Source organism: Candidatus Pelagibacter sp. HIMB123, from assembly GCF_052048195.1.
GTDB lineage: Bacteria > Pseudomonadota > Alphaproteobacteria > Pelagibacterales > Pelagibacteraceae > Pelagibacter.
Map to the genome: position 1 here is coordinate 1 of NZ_JBNAIL010000001.1, position 17,990 is coordinate 17,990.

General features: G+C 28.0%; 22 protein-coding genes. 15 read left to right on the forward strand and 7 right to left on the reverse strand.

The window, feature by feature from the left end; all coding sequences use genetic code 11:
• From rpmH to ACTTBL_RS00050, 10 genes are all read left to right on the forward strand, one after another.
• Window positions 1-133: 50S ribosomal protein L34 (gene rpmH / locus ACTTBL_RS00005; protein WP_440643096.1), on the forward strand; the 133-nt coding region annotated here is incomplete at its 5' end.
• Between the two features lie 4 nt (window positions 134-137).
• Window positions 138-479 carry a ribonuclease P protein component gene (gene rnpA, locus ACTTBL_RS00010; RefSeq protein WP_075484842.1) on the forward strand — a complete coding sequence of 114 codons (342 nt, stop codon included), beginning with the start codon at window positions 138-140 and terminating at the stop codon, window positions 477-479.
• Entirely contained in the window at window positions 479-730 is a 252-nt protein-coding gene (gene yidD, locus ACTTBL_RS00015; protein ID WP_440643055.1) for a membrane protein insertion efficiency factor YidD, read from the forward strand. The genes rnpA and yidD overlap by 1 nt, the downstream gene beginning before the upstream one ends.
• Window positions 730-2,409: a membrane protein insertase YidC gene (gene yidC, locus ACTTBL_RS00020; RefSeq protein ID WP_440643056.1), complete on the forward strand. Its 1,680-nt coding sequence runs from the start codon at window positions 730-732 to the stop codon at window positions 2,407-2,409. Before yidD ends, yidC begins: the two co-directional genes overlap by 1 nt.
• A gap of 14 nt (window positions 2,410-2,423) precedes the next feature.
• Window positions 2,424-3,272, forward strand: coding sequence for an acetylglutamate kinase (gene argB / locus ACTTBL_RS00025; protein ID WP_440643057.1), 849 nt, complete (start codon window positions 2,424-2,426; stop codon window positions 3,270-3,272).
• On the forward strand, window positions 3,269-3,940 hold the full coding sequence (locus ACTTBL_RS00030; RefSeq protein ID WP_440643058.1) for a pyrimidine 5'-nucleotidase: 672 nt from the start codon (window positions 3,269-3,271) through the stop codon (window positions 3,938-3,940). Before argB ends, ACTTBL_RS00030 begins: the two co-directional genes overlap by 4 nt.
• 5 nt (window positions 3,941-3,945) lie before the next feature.
• Window positions 3,946-4,773 (forward strand): 2,3,4,5-tetrahydropyridine-2,6-dicarboxylate N-succinyltransferase, encoded by an 828-nt coding sequence (gene dapD / locus ACTTBL_RS00035; protein WP_440643059.1) that lies wholly within the window; start codon window positions 3,946-3,948, stop codon window positions 4,771-4,773.
• Between the two features lie 2 nt (window positions 4,774-4,775).
• Window positions 4,776-5,933, forward strand: coding sequence for a succinyl-diaminopimelate desuccinylase (gene dapE / locus ACTTBL_RS00040; protein ID WP_440643060.1), 1,158 nt, complete (start codon window positions 4,776-4,778; stop codon window positions 5,931-5,933).
• Complete coding sequence (locus tag ACTTBL_RS00045; protein ID WP_440643061.1) at window positions 5,930-6,859, forward strand: histone deacetylase family protein; 930 nt, start codon at window positions 5,930-5,932, stop codon at window positions 6,857-6,859. The genes dapE and ACTTBL_RS00045 overlap by 4 nt, the downstream gene beginning before the upstream one ends.
• Before the next feature lie 34 nt (window positions 6,860-6,893).
• The gene (locus tag ACTTBL_RS00050) at window positions 6,894-7,385 is read left to right on the forward strand and encodes an SET domain-containing protein (protein WP_440643062.1); all 492 of its coding nucleotides are present in this window, start codon (window positions 6,894-6,896) and stop codon (window positions 7,383-7,385) included.
• Here ACTTBL_RS00050 and truA read toward each other — a convergent pair.
• Genes truA through ACTTBL_RS00075 form a run of 5 tightly spaced genes read right to left on the reverse strand, consistent with a single transcriptional unit; the run spans window position 7,365 to window position 11,492 of the window.
• Window positions 7,365-8,105 (reverse strand): tRNA pseudouridine(38-40) synthase TruA, encoded by a 741-nt coding sequence (gene truA / locus ACTTBL_RS00055; RefSeq protein WP_440643063.1) that lies wholly within the window; start codon window positions 8,103-8,105, stop codon window positions 7,365-7,367. The genes ACTTBL_RS00050 and truA overlap by 21 nt on opposite strands.
• Window positions 8,105-9,028: a methionyl-tRNA formyltransferase gene (fmt, locus tag ACTTBL_RS00060; RefSeq protein ID WP_440643064.1), complete on the reverse strand. Its 924-nt coding sequence runs from the start codon at window positions 9,026-9,028 to the stop codon at window positions 8,105-8,107. Before fmt ends, truA begins: the two co-directional genes overlap by 1 nt.
• Before the next feature lie 3 nt (window positions 9,029-9,031).
• Window positions 9,032-9,550: a peptide deformylase gene (def, locus tag ACTTBL_RS00065; protein WP_440643065.1), complete on the reverse strand. Its 519-nt coding sequence runs from the start codon at window positions 9,548-9,550 to the stop codon at window positions 9,032-9,034.
• Window positions 9,551-9,571: 21 nt separating this feature from the next.
• The gene (locus ACTTBL_RS00070) at window positions 9,572-11,335 is read right to left on the reverse strand and encodes a hypothetical protein (protein ID WP_440643066.1); all 1,764 of its coding nucleotides are present in this window, start codon (window positions 11,333-11,335) and stop codon (window positions 9,572-9,574) included.
• The gene (locus ACTTBL_RS00075) at window positions 11,310-11,492 is read right to left on the reverse strand and encodes a hypothetical protein (protein WP_440643067.1); all 183 of its coding nucleotides are present in this window, start codon (window positions 11,490-11,492) and stop codon (window positions 11,310-11,312) included. The genes ACTTBL_RS00070 and ACTTBL_RS00075 overlap by 26 nt, the downstream gene beginning before the upstream one ends.
• A 57-nt stretch (window positions 11,493-11,549) precedes the next feature.
• Here ACTTBL_RS00075 and ACTTBL_RS00080 point away from each other — a divergent pair, with 57 nt between their 5' ends.
• Both ACTTBL_RS00080 and aroB read left to right on the forward strand, forming a co-directional pair.
• Window positions 11,550-12,062, forward strand: coding sequence for a shikimate kinase (locus ACTTBL_RS00080; RefSeq protein WP_440643068.1), 513 nt, complete (start codon window positions 11,550-11,552; stop codon window positions 12,060-12,062).
• Complete coding sequence (gene aroB, locus ACTTBL_RS00085) at window positions 12,049-13,155, forward strand: 3-dehydroquinate synthase (RefSeq protein WP_440643069.1); 1,107 nt, start codon at window positions 12,049-12,051, stop codon at window positions 13,153-13,155. The genes ACTTBL_RS00080 and aroB overlap by 14 nt, the downstream gene beginning before the upstream one ends.
• Here the strand turns inward: aroB and ACTTBL_RS00090 are convergent.
• Window positions 13,144-13,404, reverse strand: coding sequence for a BolA/IbaG family iron-sulfur metabolism protein (locus ACTTBL_RS00090; protein WP_440643070.1), 261 nt, complete (start codon window positions 13,402-13,404; stop codon window positions 13,144-13,146). The two genes, aroB and ACTTBL_RS00090, sit on opposite strands and share 12 nt — an antisense overlap.
• Window positions 13,405-13,421: 17 nt before the next feature.
• On the opposite strand from ACTTBL_RS00090, the gene ACTTBL_RS00095 reads away from it, so the two are divergent.
• From ACTTBL_RS00095 to ACTTBL_RS00105, 3 genes are read left to right on the forward strand one after another with little or no spacing between them, the layout of a single operon-like run.
• Window positions 13,422-13,955, forward strand: coding sequence for a J domain-containing protein (locus ACTTBL_RS00095; protein WP_075504420.1), 534 nt, complete (start codon window positions 13,422-13,424; stop codon window positions 13,953-13,955).
• Window positions 13,939-14,913, forward strand: coding sequence for a cobaltochelatase subunit CobS (cobS, locus tag ACTTBL_RS00100; protein WP_440643071.1), 975 nt, complete (start codon window positions 13,939-13,941; stop codon window positions 14,911-14,913). Before ACTTBL_RS00095 ends, cobS begins: the two co-directional genes overlap by 17 nt.
• Window positions 14,913-16,712 (forward strand): cobaltochelatase CobT-related protein, encoded by a 1,800-nt coding sequence (locus tag ACTTBL_RS00105; RefSeq protein WP_440643072.1) that lies wholly within the window; start codon window positions 14,913-14,915, stop codon window positions 16,710-16,712. The genes cobS and ACTTBL_RS00105 overlap by 1 nt, the downstream gene beginning before the upstream one ends.
• Here the strand turns inward: ACTTBL_RS00105 and ACTTBL_RS00110 are convergent.
• The gene (locus ACTTBL_RS00110) at window positions 16,709-17,989 is read right to left on the reverse strand and encodes an ActS/PrrB/RegB family redox-sensitive histidine kinase (RefSeq protein WP_440643073.1); all 1,281 of its coding nucleotides are present in this window, start codon (window positions 17,987-17,989) and stop codon (window positions 16,709-16,711) included. The two genes, ACTTBL_RS00105 and ACTTBL_RS00110, sit on opposite strands and share 4 nt — an antisense overlap.
• Between the last annotated feature and the right edge of the window lies 1 nt (window position 17,990).

Consider the following 17,990-nt stretch of genomic DNA (forward strand, 5'->3'; position numbering starts at 1 on the left):
AACTTATCAACCCTCAAATAAAAAAAGAGCTCGAAAACACGGATTTCGTTCAAAAATGAAAACTAAAGGTGGTAAAAAGCTTTTGGCTAGAAGAAGAGCAAGAGGAAGAAAATCACTAACTGTTTCTGTATAGAATAATGAAAAGCAAAATACTTGCTCTTTCAAAAAACGAAGAATTTAAAAATTTACTTAAACAAAAAAAGATTACCAATAAATATGTAAGTATTTTTTTTGGAAAATTATTAAATAAAGATAAAAAAAGACTAAATATCAGTTTTGTGACTAAAAAAAAAATTGGTAATGCGGTAAAGAGAAATAAAATTAAAAGAAGATTAAGAAACATTATGAATGAAGCTGTTAAAAAAGTAGAGATAAACTTTGATTATTCATTTCTTGTTATAGCTAAGTCTTCTATGCTAAATAATGAATACAAAATTATAAAAGAAACTCTTTTTCAGGATTTTGCAAAAATAAAATAATGAATATAATTACTTTAATTTTAATTAAATTTATCAAAGCATATAAATATTTAATTAGTCCATTATTGGGTCATTCTTGTAGATATTTACCAACATGTTCTGAATACAGCATAGATGCTTTAAAAGAGTACGGTTTTTTTAAAGGTTTATTTATTAGTATAAAAAGAATTTTATCCTGCCATCCAATAAAATTTTTAGGGGGTGGCGAAGGGTTTGATCCAGTTAAAAAAGAAATAAAAGATAATAAATAATGGAAACTAGAAATATAATTGCTGCCATAAGTTTATCAGCTGCTGTAATTATATTATACTCGCTATTTTTTGCACCACCTCCTGTAACGAAAGAAAATTCAGCTGAAAAAACTAAGACTGAACAGAATTCAGATGCACCCAGTCTTGATCAAAAAGAAAATGTAACTGAAATTTCTCGAGAAGAAGCGTTACAACAAAGTGAAAGAATTCAATTTGAAAACCAAAGTATTGTTGGGTCTATTTCTTTGAAAGGAGCTGCAATAGATGATCTAACTTTCAAAGAATATAATGTTAGTTTGGAAAGTGATGAAAAAGTAAAATTTCTTGCACCACGAAGCTCTAAAGAAGGGTATATAATAGAAAGTGGTTTTATCACTACTGATAAAAATATCGATATTCCAAATGCAGATTCAATTTGGTCAGTTTCTGGAAATAATAAATTAACTGATCAATCTCCTATAAAACTAAGTTGGACTAATGATCAAGGCATCACTTTTGAAAAAGAAATTGCATTAGATGATAAGTTTTTATTCACAATAAAACAAAGAGTTATAAATTCTACTGATAAAAACTATGACTTCTATTCTTATGGACAAATTATAAGAAATCAAATCCCAGAAGGTTTAACCGATTTTTACATTCTTCATGAAGGCCCTATCGCTACATTAGACGAGGAATTAATTGAGGAAGATTATGACGATATTGAAGAGAAAAAATTCTCAAGAACTGCCCAAAAAGGATGGTTAGGTCTAGGAGATAAATATTACATATCAACTCTAATTCCACCAAGAGAAAAAGAATTTAAAACTACGATGGATTACAAAAACAAGTACAGAATAAACTTTGTTACAACAGAACCATTAGAGTTAACTGGAAACTCTTCTATAGAAGAAAACTTGCAAGTAATAGTAGCTGCAAAAAGAGTTGATGTAATTGATGGATACGCAGAATCATTAAAAATTGATAAATTTGATCTTACGATTGATTGGGGATTCTTATACTTTTTAACACGTCCTTTGTTTACTGCTTTAGAATATTTCTTTAAAATATTTGGTAATTATGGATTAGCAATTATCGCTGTTACCGTTTGTATTCGTGTAGCATTTTTTCCACTTGCTAATTTTTCATTTAGAAGCATGGCTAAAATGAAAGCTCTTCAGCCTGAGATGGCAAGACTTAAGGAAGTACACAAAGATGACAAGATGAAATTACAACAAGCAATGATGGCTCTTTACAAGAAGGAAAAAGTAAATCCCATGTCTGGATGTTTGCCAATTCTAATTCAAATACCTGTATTTTTTGCTTTGTATAAAGTTTTATTTGTAACGATAGAAATGCGTCATATGCCTTTTTATGGATGGATCCAAGATTTAAGTGCTAAGGATCCTACTTCAATATTTAATTTATTTGGATTGTTTCCTTATGACGTACCTTCTTTCCTTGTAATTGGAGCATGGCCAGTTGCTATGGGGGTATCAATGTGGGTGCAACAAAAGTTAAATCCAGCTCCAACAGATCCAATGCAAGCAAAAATATTTATGTTCTTCCCTTTATTTTTAACAGTAATTCTTGCGCCATTCCCAAGTGGGCTAGTAATTTATTGGACAGTTAACAACATTTTAACAATGGCTCAGCAGGTTGTAATAATGAAACGTACAACAGTTAAAACTGTAACCTAATTAAAAAATAATAAATGGACCTTGAAAAGATATTACCTAAAGATGGGCCACCAATTAATGAAGTAACTAAATATATTGAAAAATATAAAAATGATTTAATAGTAATTAAATACGGTGGAAATGTTTTAATTGATAGAAATGTATTTAATAATTTTATAACTGATCTTAGTGTTTTAAATAAATTAGGCCTTGCAACTGTGGTAATTCATGGTGGTGGACCTAGAATTAAAAGAGAGCTAGAAAAATCAAATATTCAATCAAAATTTATAAGAGGACTAAGAGTAACTGATAAAAATATAATTGATATTGTTGAATCTGTTTTGATTGATTTTAATAATGACATTGTTAATTCTTTAAAAGACAAAGGCACAGAGGCAATCTCTATTCACACAAAAAATAATAATGTTATAAAAACTATACCAGAAGCAGAAGAGCTAGGATTTGTAGGAATACCAAATGAGATTAATAATGAACAAATATTAAATATAATTAATCAAAATAAAATTCCTATAATTTCTCCATTAGGATTAGGTAAAGAAAACCAAACATTTAATATTAATGGAGACACAGCTGCGATGGCCATAGCAAAATCTTTAAAATCAAGAAGACTTTTATTGATGACAAATGTGAATGGTGTTCTAGATAAAAATAAAAAATTAATAGAGGAAATTTCTTCATCTGAGGTTCTTGAGATGATTAAAGATGAAACTATCACAGAAGGTATGATACCTAAAATAAACGCTTGCTTAGACGCTGTAAATAATGGTGTAACAGCAGTTGGTATAATTAACGGTACAAAACCACATTCATGTTTATGGGAAATATTCTCTGACAAGGGCTCTGGGACTCTAATAAGACAATGAAAGAGTTAAAAAATATCAAAAACATATTATTTGATTGTGATGGAGTGCTCTATAGTGATCTTGAAGGAGTATTTGGTCAAGTAAGTAAAAAAATGACTCAATATATTTCGAATAAATTAAATGTAGATTTAAAAGAGGCAAAAGAATTACAAACAAATTATTTTCATAAATATAACACTAGTCTTAATGGTTTAATGATACATCACGATATACCTCCAAGAGAATTTTTAGACTACGTGCATGATATTAATTTAGATTTTTTAGAAAAAGATACTGCTTTAAGGAATGAGCTTGAAAATATTAATCTAAACAAATTTGTGTTTACAAATGGTAGTAAAGAACATGTTAAAAATATTACTACTCACTTAGGAATTGATGATCAATTTGACGGTGTATTTGACATTGTTGATGCTGAGTACAGTCCAAAACCTGAGGCAAAAGCATTTGATCTGATGGTCAAAAAATTTCAAATTGATCCAACAGAGACACTCTACATTGAAGATATTGCAAAAAACTTATCAATCGGAAAAGAAAGAGGAGCAAAAACAGTTTGGTTAATCAATGACGAATACTGGGGGAAAAAAGAGTCTGATGAAGAGTATATTGATTACAAAATAGAAAATCTTTCTTTATTTTTAAAAGAAATAAGGTTATTAAAAAACTCATAAAAATTATGAGTATTGAAAAAATTATAAATGAAGCTTGGGAAAATAAAGACCAAGTAAACCAAAATTCTGATAAATCTTTAAAGGATGCTGTTAATCAAATTATTGATGATTTAGACAGTGGAGAAGCAAGAGTAGCTGAAAAGATCAATGGTGAATGGGTTACTCATCAACATCTAAAAAAAGCTATCATGTTAAGCTTTAGAATGTATCCAATGGAAAATTTAAATGGTCCATACAGTAGCTGGTATGATAAAGCTCATTTACTGAAAGGAAAAACAGCTGGATGGACAAAAGAAGATCATGAAAAGGCTGGTTTTAGAATGGTACCTAATTCACCAGTAAGAAAAGGATCATTCGTTGGAAAGAATGCGGTTTTAATGCCATGCTATGTAAATATTGGTGCATATATTGATGAAGGAACAATGATGGATACATTTAGTCGTGCAGGAAGTTGTTGTCAGATTGGAAAAAATTGTCATATCTCAGCTGGTACGGGAGTTGGAGGTGTATTAGAACCTGCTCAAGCATTACCAACAATTATTGAAGATAATGTTTTTTTAGGAGCAATGTCCGAGGTAGTAGAAGGTGTAATAGTTGGAGAAGGTTCTGTTCTAAGTATGGGAATGTATATTGGACAATCAACAAAAATTGTGAATAGAAAAACTGGTGAAATAACTTATGGAAAAATTCCACCTTATTCAGTAGTAGTTCCAGGATCCTTGCCTGATAAAAACAATCCACAAGCACCATCTTTATATTGTGCAGTAATAATTAAACAAGTTGACGAAAAAACAAGATCGAAAACATCAGTTAATGATCTTTTAAGAGAATAAAAATGCAAAAAATTAATGAACTTCAATTAGCAAAAGAGCTAATTAGGTTCCCATCTGTTACAAAAACTGATGCCGGTGTTATTAAATTTTTAGAAAAAAAATTAAAAAAAATCGGCTTTAAAACTAAAATTCTCGAGTTCAAAGATAAAAATAGTTATCCTGTAAAAAATCTTTACGCAAGACTTGGTACCGCAAGTCCAAATTTTTGTTATGCAGGTCATTTAGATGTAGTACCACCTGGTAATTTGAATGATTGGACTGTTAATCCTTTTAAACCTGCTGTTAAGAAAGGATACTTAATTGGTAGGGGTGCAAATGATATGAAAAGCTCAATAGCTGCATTTGTTACCGCGGTAGGTAACTTTTCTAAGAAAAACAAAAAATTTGGTGGCTCAATCAGTCTTTTAATTACTGGAGATGAAGAAGGAATTGCAATTAATGGGACGAAAAAAGTTGTTGAATATTTGAGGAAAAGAAAAGAAAAAATAGATTTTTGCTTAGTAGGAGAACCTACGAATCCAAATAAATTAGGAGAAATGATTAAAATTGGTCGTAGAGGTAGTATGACTGGAAAATTATCTATCATTGGTATTCAAGGTCATGTAGCTTACCCTAACAAAGCAAACAATCCATCAACAGCTTTAGTCCAAATACTCAAAAAGTTAAAAGAAGTTAAATTTGATAAAGGAACAAAAGATTTTCAACCTACAAATTTAGAAATAACAAAAATTAACATTGATAATTCAGCTGATAATGTAATTCCAGGATTAGCTAGTGCATCCTTTAATATTAGATTTAATAACAAACACACATCTTACAAATTAAAGAACAAAATTAATAAAGTAATAAAACAAATTTGTAGTAAAAATAAATCAAAATATAAAATTGAATACAGTGTTTCTGGTGAAGCCTTTTTGACTAAACCTAACAAAACCACATTTATGATACAAAATACAATTAAGAAAATTACTAAAATTAAACCTAAACTATCTACAACTGGTGGTACGTCAGATGCCAGATTTATAAGAAAAATAGCTCCATGTTTAGAATTTGGGTTAGTAGGAAAAACTATGCATAAGGTAGGAGAATGTGTGTCATTATCCGATTTAAAAAGATTAACTTTAATTTATACTAAAATCTTAGATAATTACTTTAAGTGAAAACTGGCTTAATTACATCAGATACATCTCAAAATCATGATACAGGTCCTGGGCATCCAGAACAAATAGCAAGGGTATCAGTCATAGTAGAAAATTTTAAAAAGCTTAATAATAAAAATCTTATATGGAAGAAACCATCTAAAGTTTCAGATGATATTCTATTAACCACACATGAAAATAATTATTTAAATTTAGTAAAAAATTCTTTCCCAAAAAAAGGTTTTTCTTCACTTGATGGCGATACAATCATTTCACCTGGAAGCAAAGACGCAACCTTCGATGCAGTTGGATCAATAATTGCTGCAATTGATGGGGTGGAAAAAAAAGAATTTAGAAATGCATTCTGTAGTGTTCGACCTCCTGGACATCATAGTTCACAAAATAAGGCTGCTGGTTTTTGCATTTTAAATTCAGTGAGTATTGGTGCAAATTATTTGTTGAAAAAATATAAATATAAGAAAGTTGCAATAATAGATTTTGATGTACATCACGGTAATGGAACACAGGATATTTTTTATGAAAATGAAAATGTTCTTTTTATATCAACTCACCAATATCCCTACTACCCAGGAACTGGTTCAGAACAAGAAAGAGGTAAATTTAACAACATCTTTAATATACCTTTGCCAGCTGGCATAAGTTCAGAGGAATATTTAAACGTATTTGACCGTGTATTAAGAAAATTAGAAGAGTTTAGACCAGAGTTTATATTGATTAGCGCTGGTTTTGACGCCCATGAAGATGACCCTCTCGCTCAATTTAATTTAAAAACAGAGGATTATTTTACTATTACTAAAAGAGTATTAGAGACTTCTAAAAAGTTTTGTAATGGAAAAGTTGTTTCAATTTTAGAGGGAGGTTATGACCTAAATGCACTTCGAGACAGCACTAAAAGACACGTTGATGCTCTTTTAGAATTTAATTGATAATTCTTAAGAAAACTCTAAATAAAAAATCTTCATGAAATTATATAAAATAAAAAAATCTGGAATTGATAATAAAGGTAGAGGGCTTTATGCAACTCGTGACATTAAAGAGGGAACCAAAATAATTGATTATGTTGGAAAACTTATAACAAAAAAACAAACACAAGATTCTGATAAGTACGATAATAGTAAACCAATATATTTATTCACAATAAATAAAAGATACGATCTAGATGGGGATTTTCCATGGAATACTGCAGGTTTAATTAATCATTCTTGTGATAATAATTGTGATTACGATGGAAAGGGATTGAAAATTTGGGTCAAAGCAATCAAAGATATTAAAAAAGGTGAGGAGTTTACCTGTGATTATGGATTTGGTTATGATGAAAACTACAAACAATTTCCTTGTAAATGTAAATCAAAAAACTGTTGTGGTTATATTGTAAGAGCTGAGTCTAGATGGCGAATAGATAAAAAGTTTGCTATGAGCAATAAAAATAAATTAATAAAGAACTCTAAATAAAAATAAACCACTTGGTGGTGCTGGAGGGGCACACAGCGTTCTTTTTTTTGACTTAAATCTCTTTTCAAAAGTTTTCAAATCCCATTTAGTTTCTCCCAAGTATTTTAAACAACCAACCATAGATCTAACCTGATGTTGCAAAAATGATTGCGAACTAAATTGAAATTCAATTTTATTTTTTGATGATTTAATTTTAATTGATTTAATAGTTTTAATTGGACTCTTAGCGTGACAGCTTGAAGATCTAAAAGTTGAATAATCATTAGTTCCTAATAACTTTTTTGCACCCTTTTTCATTAATTCTAAATTTAAAGGCCTACGAACATGCCATGCTCTATTTTTTTCAATTATTGGTTGGCTTATTTGATTAAAAATAAAGTATTTATAAATTCTTTGTTTTGCTGAAAATCTCGCATGAAATTTATTATTTCTTTTTTTAATATTTTTAATTGCAATGTCTTTTAAGTTCAAAAAATGATTAATGGATTTTAAAAATTTAATTTTATCGGTTATTTTATTTTTGCAATCAAAGTGTGCAGATTGCTCAAATGCATGAACCCCTGCATCAGTTCTTCCTTGACCATGTAAAACAATTTTTTCTTTTAATAATTTTGATAATTTTTCTTGAATTAATCCTTGAATTGTTGGGCCCTTTTTTTGAATTTGCCATCCTCTAAAATTTGTTCCCACATACTCAATAAGTATTTGATATCTATTCATTATATAAATGAACCCTTTTTAATTTGTGTTCCTAAAACAAATTCTCCAATACTTTGAGGCTTTTTTCCTTGTCTTTGTATTTCTTTAATTTTTATTGATTTTTTGTCTCCACACGAAATTTCTAAATAGTCAGATAAAACCTCACCTGGTTTTCCTTGCGCTTGTCCAATTTCTGCTTTTAATATTTTATATCTCTCACCGTTAAACATGAAATAAGCTCCCGGAACTGGATATAGTCCATTTATTTTACCAATTATAATTTTAGCATCCTCTTTCCAATTAATTTGCCCCTCTATTTTTTGAATTTTTGATGCGTATGTTGCTGATAAGTGATCTTGCTCTATAAAGTTTGCTTTATCCTCATATATATCATCTATATTATCTAAAATTTTCTCTGCAGCCAAACTTGATAGCTTTTCATTAATATCTTCAGCATTTAAATTATTTTCGATATTAATTTTATAAATATTACATACCGGCCCTGTATCTAGTTCCTCCCCTATTTTCATAATACTAATTCCTGTCTCTTTATCTAAATTCATAATTGATCTTTGAATAGGGGCAGCGCCTCTCCACTTTGGAAGAATAGATGCATGTATATTAATAAATCCTTTTTTAGTTAAATTTAAATATGACTTAGGTATAATTTGACCATAAGCAACAACTATTGCCAAATCTGCCTCTAAAGATTTAAAATATTCTAATTCATCTAAATTTTCTTTTAATGAATTTGGTGTTCTAAATTCTATATTTAAAGTCTCAGAAATTAATTGAATTGGTGACTTGTTAATTTTTTGACCTCTTTTAGATTTTTGAGGTGGTTGTGTATAAACACAAGAAATAGGATATCCATTTTGATAAAGTGATTTTAAAATTGGAACAGCGAACATGGGAGTACCCATAAAAACTATTTTTTTTAGCATTGATTAAGCTTCTACAGAAGTGGATTTTAATTTTGATAATTTTTTGATTATCATTGATCTTTTTAATTTTGAAAGATAATCAATAAATAGGATTCCCTCTAAATGGTCCATCTCATGCTGAATACATGTTGCCAGAAGACCATCAGCCTTTAGTAATTTCTTTTCTCCATCGTAATCAAGATATTCTACTTCACACTTACTAGGTCTATCTATTTCTGCAAACTGATTTGGCACAGAAAGACATCCTTCTTCATAAGTTGCTTTTTCTGGATCTTTATTTTTGATAACCGGATTTACGAAATATCTTGGCTCTTTTTTACTCTCATCTTTACTTATATCCATCACAATAATTCTCTTTGGTACACCAACTTGTATCGCCGCGAGACCAATTCCGTTTGCGTCATACATTGTCTCTAGCATATCATCCATTAATTTTTGTTCTTCTTTACCAACAGAATTTACTGGTTTAGATATTTGCCTAAGTAATTTATTAGGTTCTGTTATTATAGTTCTGATAGCCATAACTTGATTTTATTATAATTTTTATACTTTTAAAGGAAGAACTTTTAGCAATAGTTTATTTCTAATTAAATCAACATTTAATTGATTTAAAGTGTTGATAATAAAATAAACTGTATCTTCATCAATATTTTCAATTTTGTCAGGTCCAATTACCTCAATTATTCTCAACAATGCAGCACCTATCTCATTATTATCTATCATTGTTTGAATATCAGCAGGCATTTCTGATTGCTTCACCTCATATAGACTGTCATATTTTTTTGAAATTTTAACTCCATCAGATTTAAGTGCCTCTAAAAAAATTATATCTTTTTTTGATAAAAAATATTTTTTATCTTTTTTTATTTTCTTTAAAAATTTATCTAGATCCTCTTCAATTTTAGATTTTGCATAATCCCCATTAAAATAATTTATAAGTTTTGATTGATGTAAAATTTTACTATTATATTTAATCTTTTTATCTGCCGTCTCTTTCTTATTTAGATTGCTATTATAAAATGTTGTAAAATTTGATGGCACATCCTCAACATTAATTTCACTTAAAAATTTTTTTAATTCCAAATCAAAAGCATCACTAATATCATCAGATATAAATAGATCTTTTAATATCTTTATAAATTCTAATTTGATTTTTGGTTCTTCAGTTAAAAGAGCTCTTTGATATAAAAGAGCGCGTCCCTCGATTGAAGATAAAGATTTATATGCCTCTTTTGCATTCAAAAATTGATTAATATTAAATTGGAATTTTTTATAAAATTCGAATAACTCCTCCTCAGAATAATTTTTATCATTAACAGCTTTTTCTATTGTAGAAATTTTTTCTACATCAGTAATCTCTATATCTTGAATTTTAAAAAGTAAATTAGCGGCTGAAAGATATTTCCAAACTATTTTAGGTGTATCGTCACTTGGTTCATAAGAAAACTCAGGGTTAGTTCTATGAGCTAAATGAAAATCTAAAATTGAATTTATTGATATTTCTTTATCTGCCTCATCTAAATATCCAAATAAATAATTTATTTTGTTTTCGTAATAACTATCTTCAAAACCTAACTCTTTTTTTAAATCTAAGATTAGTTGTGCTTCTTCATTTTTTCCATAATTAATTAAACAATATAAATTAAATTTTGATAGATATTCATCTTGAATGGGTTCAGAATTTTTAGAAAAAATCTCACATGATTTTTTTACGTTTGATTCTGATAAATAAGTATCTACCAAATATCTTGTTAAATTTGGATGCAAATTTATTATTTGATTTTTAATTAAATATTCTTCTATTAATTCTAAGTTTGCATCTTTTATTAACCAATCAGATTTAAAGCTCATAAATTCTTGCTCAGTAATATTTTGAGTTGGAGAATAAGCGTTGGTTAATAAAGATATGTGCATTATATCAGATGCATCCTCTGAAAGATTAAACTTATTAATGTTCTGAAATAAATTTTTTAATTTAGTTCCATCAGAATTTGACCACATATCCATACTCAAACCGTATTCACTAGGATCATATAGTCCAACAATTTTAATTTCTTTTGATGAAAATTCTTTATCTAGTTTTATAGTATCTGTTTGTTTGTTTGTTTGTAGTTCGTAAACACTATTCTGAGTAGTGCCACTAGAATTTTCACTTGAAATATTTGTTTCTGAAATAACTTGATTATCTTTCTTTTCTATATTCCAAATATCAATTGGTTTCTCCTCTGCAAACGCGGGTGTAAAAAAAATAAGACAAACTAATTTAATTAAAAGAAGTTTCTTATTTAACAATTTTAAAATTTTCATTTGGAATAATTTTTTCAATTTCTTTTTTAGGTGCAGGAAAATCAATTGTACTTAGAAAAAAAATAATACCTAAAATAACCCCTAATCCGATTATAGATTTAATCACAAGTCCTATGATACTTACTTTGCCTGAACTTGTGTTTTTAATGAATTGCATATACTTTTAGATAATTTCAAATTAAGACATATTTATGTTTTTTCAATAAAGAAACTTATGAAATCAAAAGAAAATCTAGTTTTTTTGGGGATGATGGGTTCTGGTAAGAGCTCTATTGGATCTTTAGTAGCTAAAAAATTAAAATTAAATTTTGTCGATATCGATAAAGAAATTGAAAAAAATTTAAACATTACAATAAAAAAAATCTTTGAAGATAAGGGTGAGAATTATTTTAGAAAAATTGAAGAACAAACAACTTTAAAAAAACTTAAATTAAGCTCTACTGTGATTTCACTTGGTGGGGGGGCTTTTACAAATAACAATATTAGAAAAGAAATTTTAAAAAATCATTTATCTTTTTGGCTAAATTGGGATGATAAAACATTGTTAAATAGAATTAAAAACAGTAAAAAAAGACCATTAGCGATTAATGCAACCGATGCTGAGTTAATTGATTTAATTAAGAAACGATCTAACATTTATTCTAAAGCTTTATATGAGATAAAGTGTGATAATCTTTCTAAAAGTGAAATAGTAAATGAAATTGTAAAAATTTATGAAACAAACTAGATTAAATATAGTAACCAAAACCGAAAAATATCCAATAATTATTGGATCAAATTTAACATCAAGCATATCAAAAATTTTTAAATCAAATTCAATTGGTTTTGATAAATGTTTGATTGTTGTTGATAAAAATGTTCCAAAAAAATTTATCTCAAATATTAAAAGGTCTTTTAAAAATAAAAATATTTTTGTGTTATTTTTTAATGCTAATGAAAAAAATAAAAATATTAATAGCGTTAATAAAATTCTAGAAGTTTTATTAAATAAAAACTTTTCAAGAAATGATGTTTTAATTTCTTTAGGAGGAGGAATTACAGGTGATGTAAGTGGTTTTGCGGCTAGTCTTTTCAAAAGGGGCCTAAAGTTTGCAAATATTCCAACAACTCTTTTAGCTCAAGTTGATTCATCAATCGGGGGAAAAACTGGGGTTAATTCTAAGTATGGTAAAAATTTAATAGGAAGTTTTTATCAACCATCATTGGTTCTCTCAGATATTCAATTTCTTAAATCTTTATCAAAAAGAGAGATAGTTTGTGGATATGGAGAAATATTGAAGCATTCATTAATTGAAAATAAAAAATTTTTTATTTTCTTAAATAAAAACCTTAAAAAGATTTTAAGTCTTTCGTCTCCATTTATTGAAAAAGCTATCTATGAAAGTTGTAAAATTAAAAAAAAGATAGTCGAAAAAGATGAAAAAGAAACAGCATTAAGAAAAGTATTAAATTTTGGTCATACATTTGCCCATGCTTATGAAGCAGGCTTAGGTTACAGCCATAAACTAAATCACGGTGAAGCCGTGATACTTGGAATGAAAACGGCACTCAGTTTTAGTTTTAAGGAAAACATGCTTAGTAAAAGTGAATATAATTTAATTATAAATCATATTGATAATTCTGGTCTACCTTCTTCTATAAAAAAATATTTTTCTATCAGTGATTTAAATAAGATTTTATCTTTTATGATCAAAGATAAAAAAAATAATTCTGAAAAAATTAACTTAGTTTTGTTAAAAAAAATTGGTAAGCCAATTTTCAACAAACAATACTCCAAAAAAAAGTTAAATTTATTTTTGAAAAAATTTTTAACTAATTAAAATTTGGATTGAGTGAATAGATTCTTTTAGTTCTTGATCTAAAATCTTATAAATTTTTTTATTACTTTCAATTTTATTCATTTTTTTTAGTTCCTGAGAAACGATAATTAATTTTAAATGATATTTTCCTTCTTGATTTCCTTTATGATTTTTATGAAGAAAAGATTTATCTTCAATATTTATACTTTCAATATTTATTTGATTTAATAATTTATTTTTTACAATTGTAATTAACTCATTTATATCCATATATGTTATTATATATCATGAAAAACATTTGCGACTGGAATAATTGTAATGAAATAGGTGAATATAAGGCACCAGTTGAAAAAGATAATAGCAGAAAATTTAGAATGCTTTGCCTTGAGCATGTAAAGGAATTTAATAAAAATTGGAACTATTTTTCAGGAATGAATGATGACCAAGTGATGGATTTTTTAAAATCTGACATGACTTGGCACAAACCCACACAAAGCTTTAGCTCTTCAGATAATTTTTTCAAAGTGTTATGGAATACAACTTTGAGAGATGAGTTCGATAAAGAAAAAATAAATGGAGATTATGATCATATGCGTCAATTTAAATTCGATCATAAAGATATAAAAGCTTTTGGAATATTGGGGGTTTCTGTGGGTTTAAAGTGGAAGAAAATACAAGATAAATTCAAATTACTTGTGAAAAAATTTCACCCTGATATGAATTCTGGTAATAAAAAATACGAGGAAAAACTTAAACTTATAACATTAGCTTATACCCAATTAAAAAATACCTATAGAGAAAAAATTGACACCAAATCTTAACACAGAACCAGATATTAAAGTTTCACTAAAACAAACTTTTGGAATTGATTCAGAAATGGAAGTTGACGCATTTTCAAAAAAAAATGAATACGTTCCTGAAATTGATAAAAACTACAAGTTCGATAGAGATACTACTTTAGCCATTATTTCAGGATTTGCATTTAATAAGCGAGTTTTAGTTCAAGGTTATCATGGCACTGGAAAATCTACTCACATTGAACAAATAGCTGCAAGATTAAATTGGCCTTGTGTCCGTGTAAATTTAGATAGTCATGTAAGTAGAATTGATTTGATTGGAAAAGATGCTATCGTTCTTAAAGATGGTAAACAAGTAACTCAATTTAACGAGGGAATTTTACCATGGTCTATACAAAATCCAGTTGCACTTGTTTTTGATGAATATGATGCTGGTAGACCTGATGTAATGTTTGTAATTCAAAGAGTTTTAGAAGCTGAGGGCAATTTTACATTACTAGATAAAAACAAAGTAATTAAACAAAATAAATTTTTTAGATTATTTGCTACTTCAAATACCGTTGGACTTGGTGATACGACAGGTCTTTATCATGGTACGCAGCAAATTAACCAAGGTCAGATGGATAGATGGAATATTGTTACAACTTTAAACTATCTTAGCCTAGATAGAGAAATGGACATTGTTTTGTCTAAAAATAAAAATTTAAATAATGCAAAGGGAAAAGAGAAGGTTGCTAACATGATAAAAGTAGCTTCTTTAACACGTAAAGGATTTATCGCAGGAGACATTTCAACAGTGATGAGCCCAAGAACAGTGTTACATTGGGCAGAAAATGCAGAGATATTTAAAGACACTGGTTACGCGTTTAGAGTAACTTTTCTTAATAAATGTGATGATATTGAAAAAAATACTATCGCAGAATATTATCAAAGATGTTTTGGTGAAGAATTGCCAGAATCTTTGATTAATATTCAAATCTAATGAGCACTAAAGAAAATAATTTAAAAGAAAAATTCAAAATTGCTTTAACTTCTACAGCAAAAGTAATTGCTGATGATTTTGATGTAAAAAAAACAAATTCTGAAGAAAAAAAAATAAAAGAATTTAACTTTCTAGAGATTGATAATTTAACTAGTCCAGCTGATTTTATAAGATTACGCGCAGAAACAGATTCTTCTGCTTTGAAAAAAAAATTTTGCAACGAAACAATTTACAAAAAAAACCTTCCCTCAAATACATCTTCTAGATCTCTTTATAATATCGCTGAAAAAATACGTTATGAGACTCTAGGAGGAAAAATGTTAAAAGGAATTGAGAAAAATTTTCAAGAAAATTATCATCAAATAATAAATCGTAAACGCAAAGATCAATTAAAAACTAAAGAGGATGTATCTGTATCAGAAGCATTCGAACTATATATGCTTAAGAATTTTCATAAGATTAAGCTAAATCCTCTAACAACAAAAATGCTTAATTTTTGGGAAAAAGACTTTGAGGACGCTATAGAAAAACATAAAGAATTTTTACTTAAAAATCTTGAAGATCAAAACATTTATAGTTCAAAGTTTTCAGAAATATTGGAAGAAATGGACATTTTTCAAAGTGAAGATGAGGATGAACGAAAAGAAGAAAATCAAGATCAAGGACAAGATAATCCGTCAAATGAAGATGAAAATAATGACAAAGAAGATAATAAAGATGAAAAAGATGAAAATGTATCAGAAGCTTCACTAGATGCTGATTATAGTGTTGATGAATTTAACTTTGACGAACAGCTGTCTGACACAGAGTCAGATGAACAAAGCTCTGAGCAAGTAGCTCAAAAAAAAATAGATAATATCAATTTAGATTATAAAATATTTACAACTCAATTTGATGAAGTTGTAAAAGCTGAAAATCTAGAAAATGCAGATGAAGCAACAAAACTAAGAAGAAGTTTAGATCAACAATTAATCGGCTTCCAAGATATTATTACAAAACTTGCGAACAAACTTCAAAGACAATTACTTGCAAAACAAAATAGAGCATGGGAATTTGATTTAGAGGAAGGATTATTAGACAGTTCAAAACTTCCAAGAATTATTATGGATCCATATAATTCTTTGTCATTCAAAAAAGAAAAAGATTTAGATTTTAAAGATACAGTAGTGACTCTCCTTATTGACAATTCTGGATCCATGAGGGGAAGACCAATCACTATTGCAGCCATTTGTGCAGATATTTTATCTAGAACTTTAGAAAGGTGCTCTGTTAAAGTTGAAATTTTAGGTTTCACAACTAAAAATTGGAAAGGTGGACAGAGTAGAGAATTATGGACCAAAAATTCTAAACCTAAAACACCAGGAAGATTGAACGACCTAAGACATATAATTTACAAAGCAGCAGATACCCATTGGAGACAGGCAAAAAATAATTTAGGACTAATGCTTAAAGAAGGATTGCTCAAAGAGAACATTGATGGAGAAGCTATATCGTGGGCCTACAACAGAATAAAAAAGAGAAAAGAGGAAAGAAAAATATTAATGGTTATTTCTGATGGAGCGCCTGTAGATGACTCAACTCTTTCTGTAAATTCAGGTGATTTTTTGGAAAAACATTTAAAAAAGATTGTAAAATTTATTGAAAATAAATCGGATATTGAAGTTTTGGCTATAGGAATTGGACACGATGTTTCAAGATATTACAATAAAGCTATTAAAATTACTGACGTAAATGAATTAGGAGATGTCATGATATCTCAATTAAGCTCATTATTTGAAACAAAGAACAAATACCATTAAATATTAAATAATTCTTTATTCTTCCATCTAATAATAACTTCAGCACCACTACGTGTTTTCGAATTTCTACAATTGACTGATGCAAAATTTTTTTCTAATAAAGTTTTTCCAATAAACAACCCTAGTCCTAAACCCTCTTTAGACTTATCTTTCGAATAACTTGATTTTAAATATGGTTCCCCAATTTTCGATACAATATCTCGCGGATAACCATTACCATCATCTTCTACTGTAAGCTCTGTAAATTCACTGTCACTTTTTAAATTAATAAAAATAGAATTTTTGGCAAATTTGTTTGCATTTCCTATAAAGTTTCTTAATCCATAAACTATTTCAATAGATTTACTTATTTTTTTTGGGTTTGAATCTTGATCAAAATTGAAAACAAATTCCTTTTTACTTATTTCCTTAAATGAAGAGATAATTTCATGCAAATAATCTCGAATGTTAATATCTTTATCAATAAATTCATCTTCCTCCACAGGATTTAAAGTTAATCTCTTTAAAATTTCATTACATCGCTCGACTTGGCTATTTAATAACTCTATATCTTTCTCCAATTCTTTTTGACCTTTAAATTGTTTCATTAAATCATGTGCAATTATTGTTATTGTGGAAAGTGGTGTTCCTAAAGAATGTGCAGCTGCAGCAGCTTGTCCGCCCAAAGATAAAAGCTCATGTTCTTTAGCCATTACCTCTTCCATTTTTCCTAATGCCTCTTTTCTTAATCTAGATTGTGTACCAAACGTCATTGCAAAATAATTTAAAAATACTAAAGCGATAATCAAAGAAACTGGGATAGAGTAATAAAAATAATGATTGTTATGAAAATCACTATTTAAATTAATTGGCAAATCTTGATAATTAAAAGTTAAAAATACGATTGTAATTATTGTTAATATTACTAACAAAGTATTAGTTCTTAAGCTTAAATTTGATGAAGAAAAAACACTTGGTATTAATATAAAAATTACAAATGGATTAGTTATTCCCCCTGACAAATAAAGAAGAACGCCTAATTGTAAAATATCTATAAACAAGAAGATAAAAGCAGATCTATCTGATAATTGTGTTTTTTTATAAATAAAAATTAAATATAAATTACTTAATATTCCTAAAAATATAACTAAATTTGAAGTAATAAAATCAAAACTAGAATTTAAAAATAAATATACAAAATTTACTGCTAGTAATTGTCCAGTAATTCCAATCCATCTTAGAGTGATATAAGTTGATTTTTTAAAAGAATGATATTTTGAAGTTTCAAAGAACTTCATT

Excerpts from the sequence above, each read along its gene's own strand:
- rnpA (WP_075484842.1), top strand. The coding sequence starts at position 138 with ATGAAAAGCAAAATACTTGCTCTTTCAAAAAACGAAGAATTTAAAAAT.
- yidD (WP_440643055.1), top strand. The coding sequence starts at position 479 with ATGAATATAATTACTTTAATTTTAATTAAATTTATCAAAGCATATAAA.
- yidC (WP_440643056.1), top strand. The coding sequence starts at position 730 with ATGGAAACTAGAAATATAATTGCTGCCATAAGTTTATCAGCTGCTGTA.
- argB (WP_440643057.1), top strand. The coding sequence starts at position 2,424 with ATGGACCTTGAAAAGATATTACCTAAAGATGGGCCACCAATTAATGAA.
- ACTTBL_RS00030 (WP_440643058.1), top strand. The coding sequence starts at position 3,269 with ATGAAAGAGTTAAAAAATATCAAAAACATATTATTTGATTGTGATGGA.
- dapD (WP_440643059.1), top strand. The coding sequence starts at position 3,946 with ATGAGTATTGAAAAAATTATAAATGAAGCTTGGGAAAATAAAGACCAA.
- dapE (WP_440643060.1), top strand. The coding sequence starts at position 4,776 with ATGCAAAAAATTAATGAACTTCAATTAGCAAAAGAGCTAATTAGGTTC.
- ACTTBL_RS00050 (WP_440643062.1), top strand. The coding sequence starts at position 6,894 with ATGAAATTATATAAAATAAAAAAATCTGGAATTGATAATAAAGGTAGA.
- truA (WP_440643063.1), bottom strand. The coding sequence starts at position 8,105 with ATGAATAGATATCAAATACTTATTGAGTATGTGGGAACAAATTTTAGA.
- fmt (WP_440643064.1), bottom strand. The coding sequence starts at position 9,028 with ATGCTAAAAAAAATAGTTTTTATGGGTACTCCCATGTTCGCTGTTCCA.
- def (WP_440643065.1), bottom strand. The coding sequence starts at position 9,550 with ATGGCTATCAGAACTATAATAACAGAACCTAATAAATTACTTAGGCAA.
- ACTTBL_RS00070 (WP_440643066.1), bottom strand. The coding sequence starts at position 11,335 with ATGAAAATTTTAAAATTGTTAAATAAGAAACTTCTTTTAATTAAATTA.
- ACTTBL_RS00075 (WP_440643067.1), bottom strand. The coding sequence starts at position 11,492 with ATGCAATTCATTAAAAACACAAGTTCAGGCAAAGTAAGTATCATAGGA.
- ACTTBL_RS00080 (WP_440643068.1), top strand. The coding sequence starts at position 11,550 with ATGAAATCAAAAGAAAATCTAGTTTTTTTGGGGATGATGGGTTCTGGT.
- aroB (WP_440643069.1), top strand. The coding sequence starts at position 12,049 with ATGAAACAAACTAGATTAAATATAGTAACCAAAACCGAAAAATATCCA.
- ACTTBL_RS00090 (WP_440643070.1), bottom strand. The coding sequence starts at position 13,404 with ATGGATATAAATGAGTTAATTACAATTGTAAAAAATAAATTATTAAAT.
- ACTTBL_RS00095 (WP_075504420.1), top strand. The coding sequence starts at position 13,422 with ATGAAAAACATTTGCGACTGGAATAATTGTAATGAAATAGGTGAATAT.
- ACTTBL_RS00105 (WP_440643072.1), top strand. The coding sequence starts at position 14,913 with ATGAGCACTAAAGAAAATAATTTAAAAGAAAAATTCAAAATTGCTTTA.
- ACTTBL_RS00110 (WP_440643073.1), bottom strand. The coding sequence starts at position 17,989 with ATGAAGTTCTTTGAAACTTCAAAATATCATTCTTTTAAAAAATCAACT.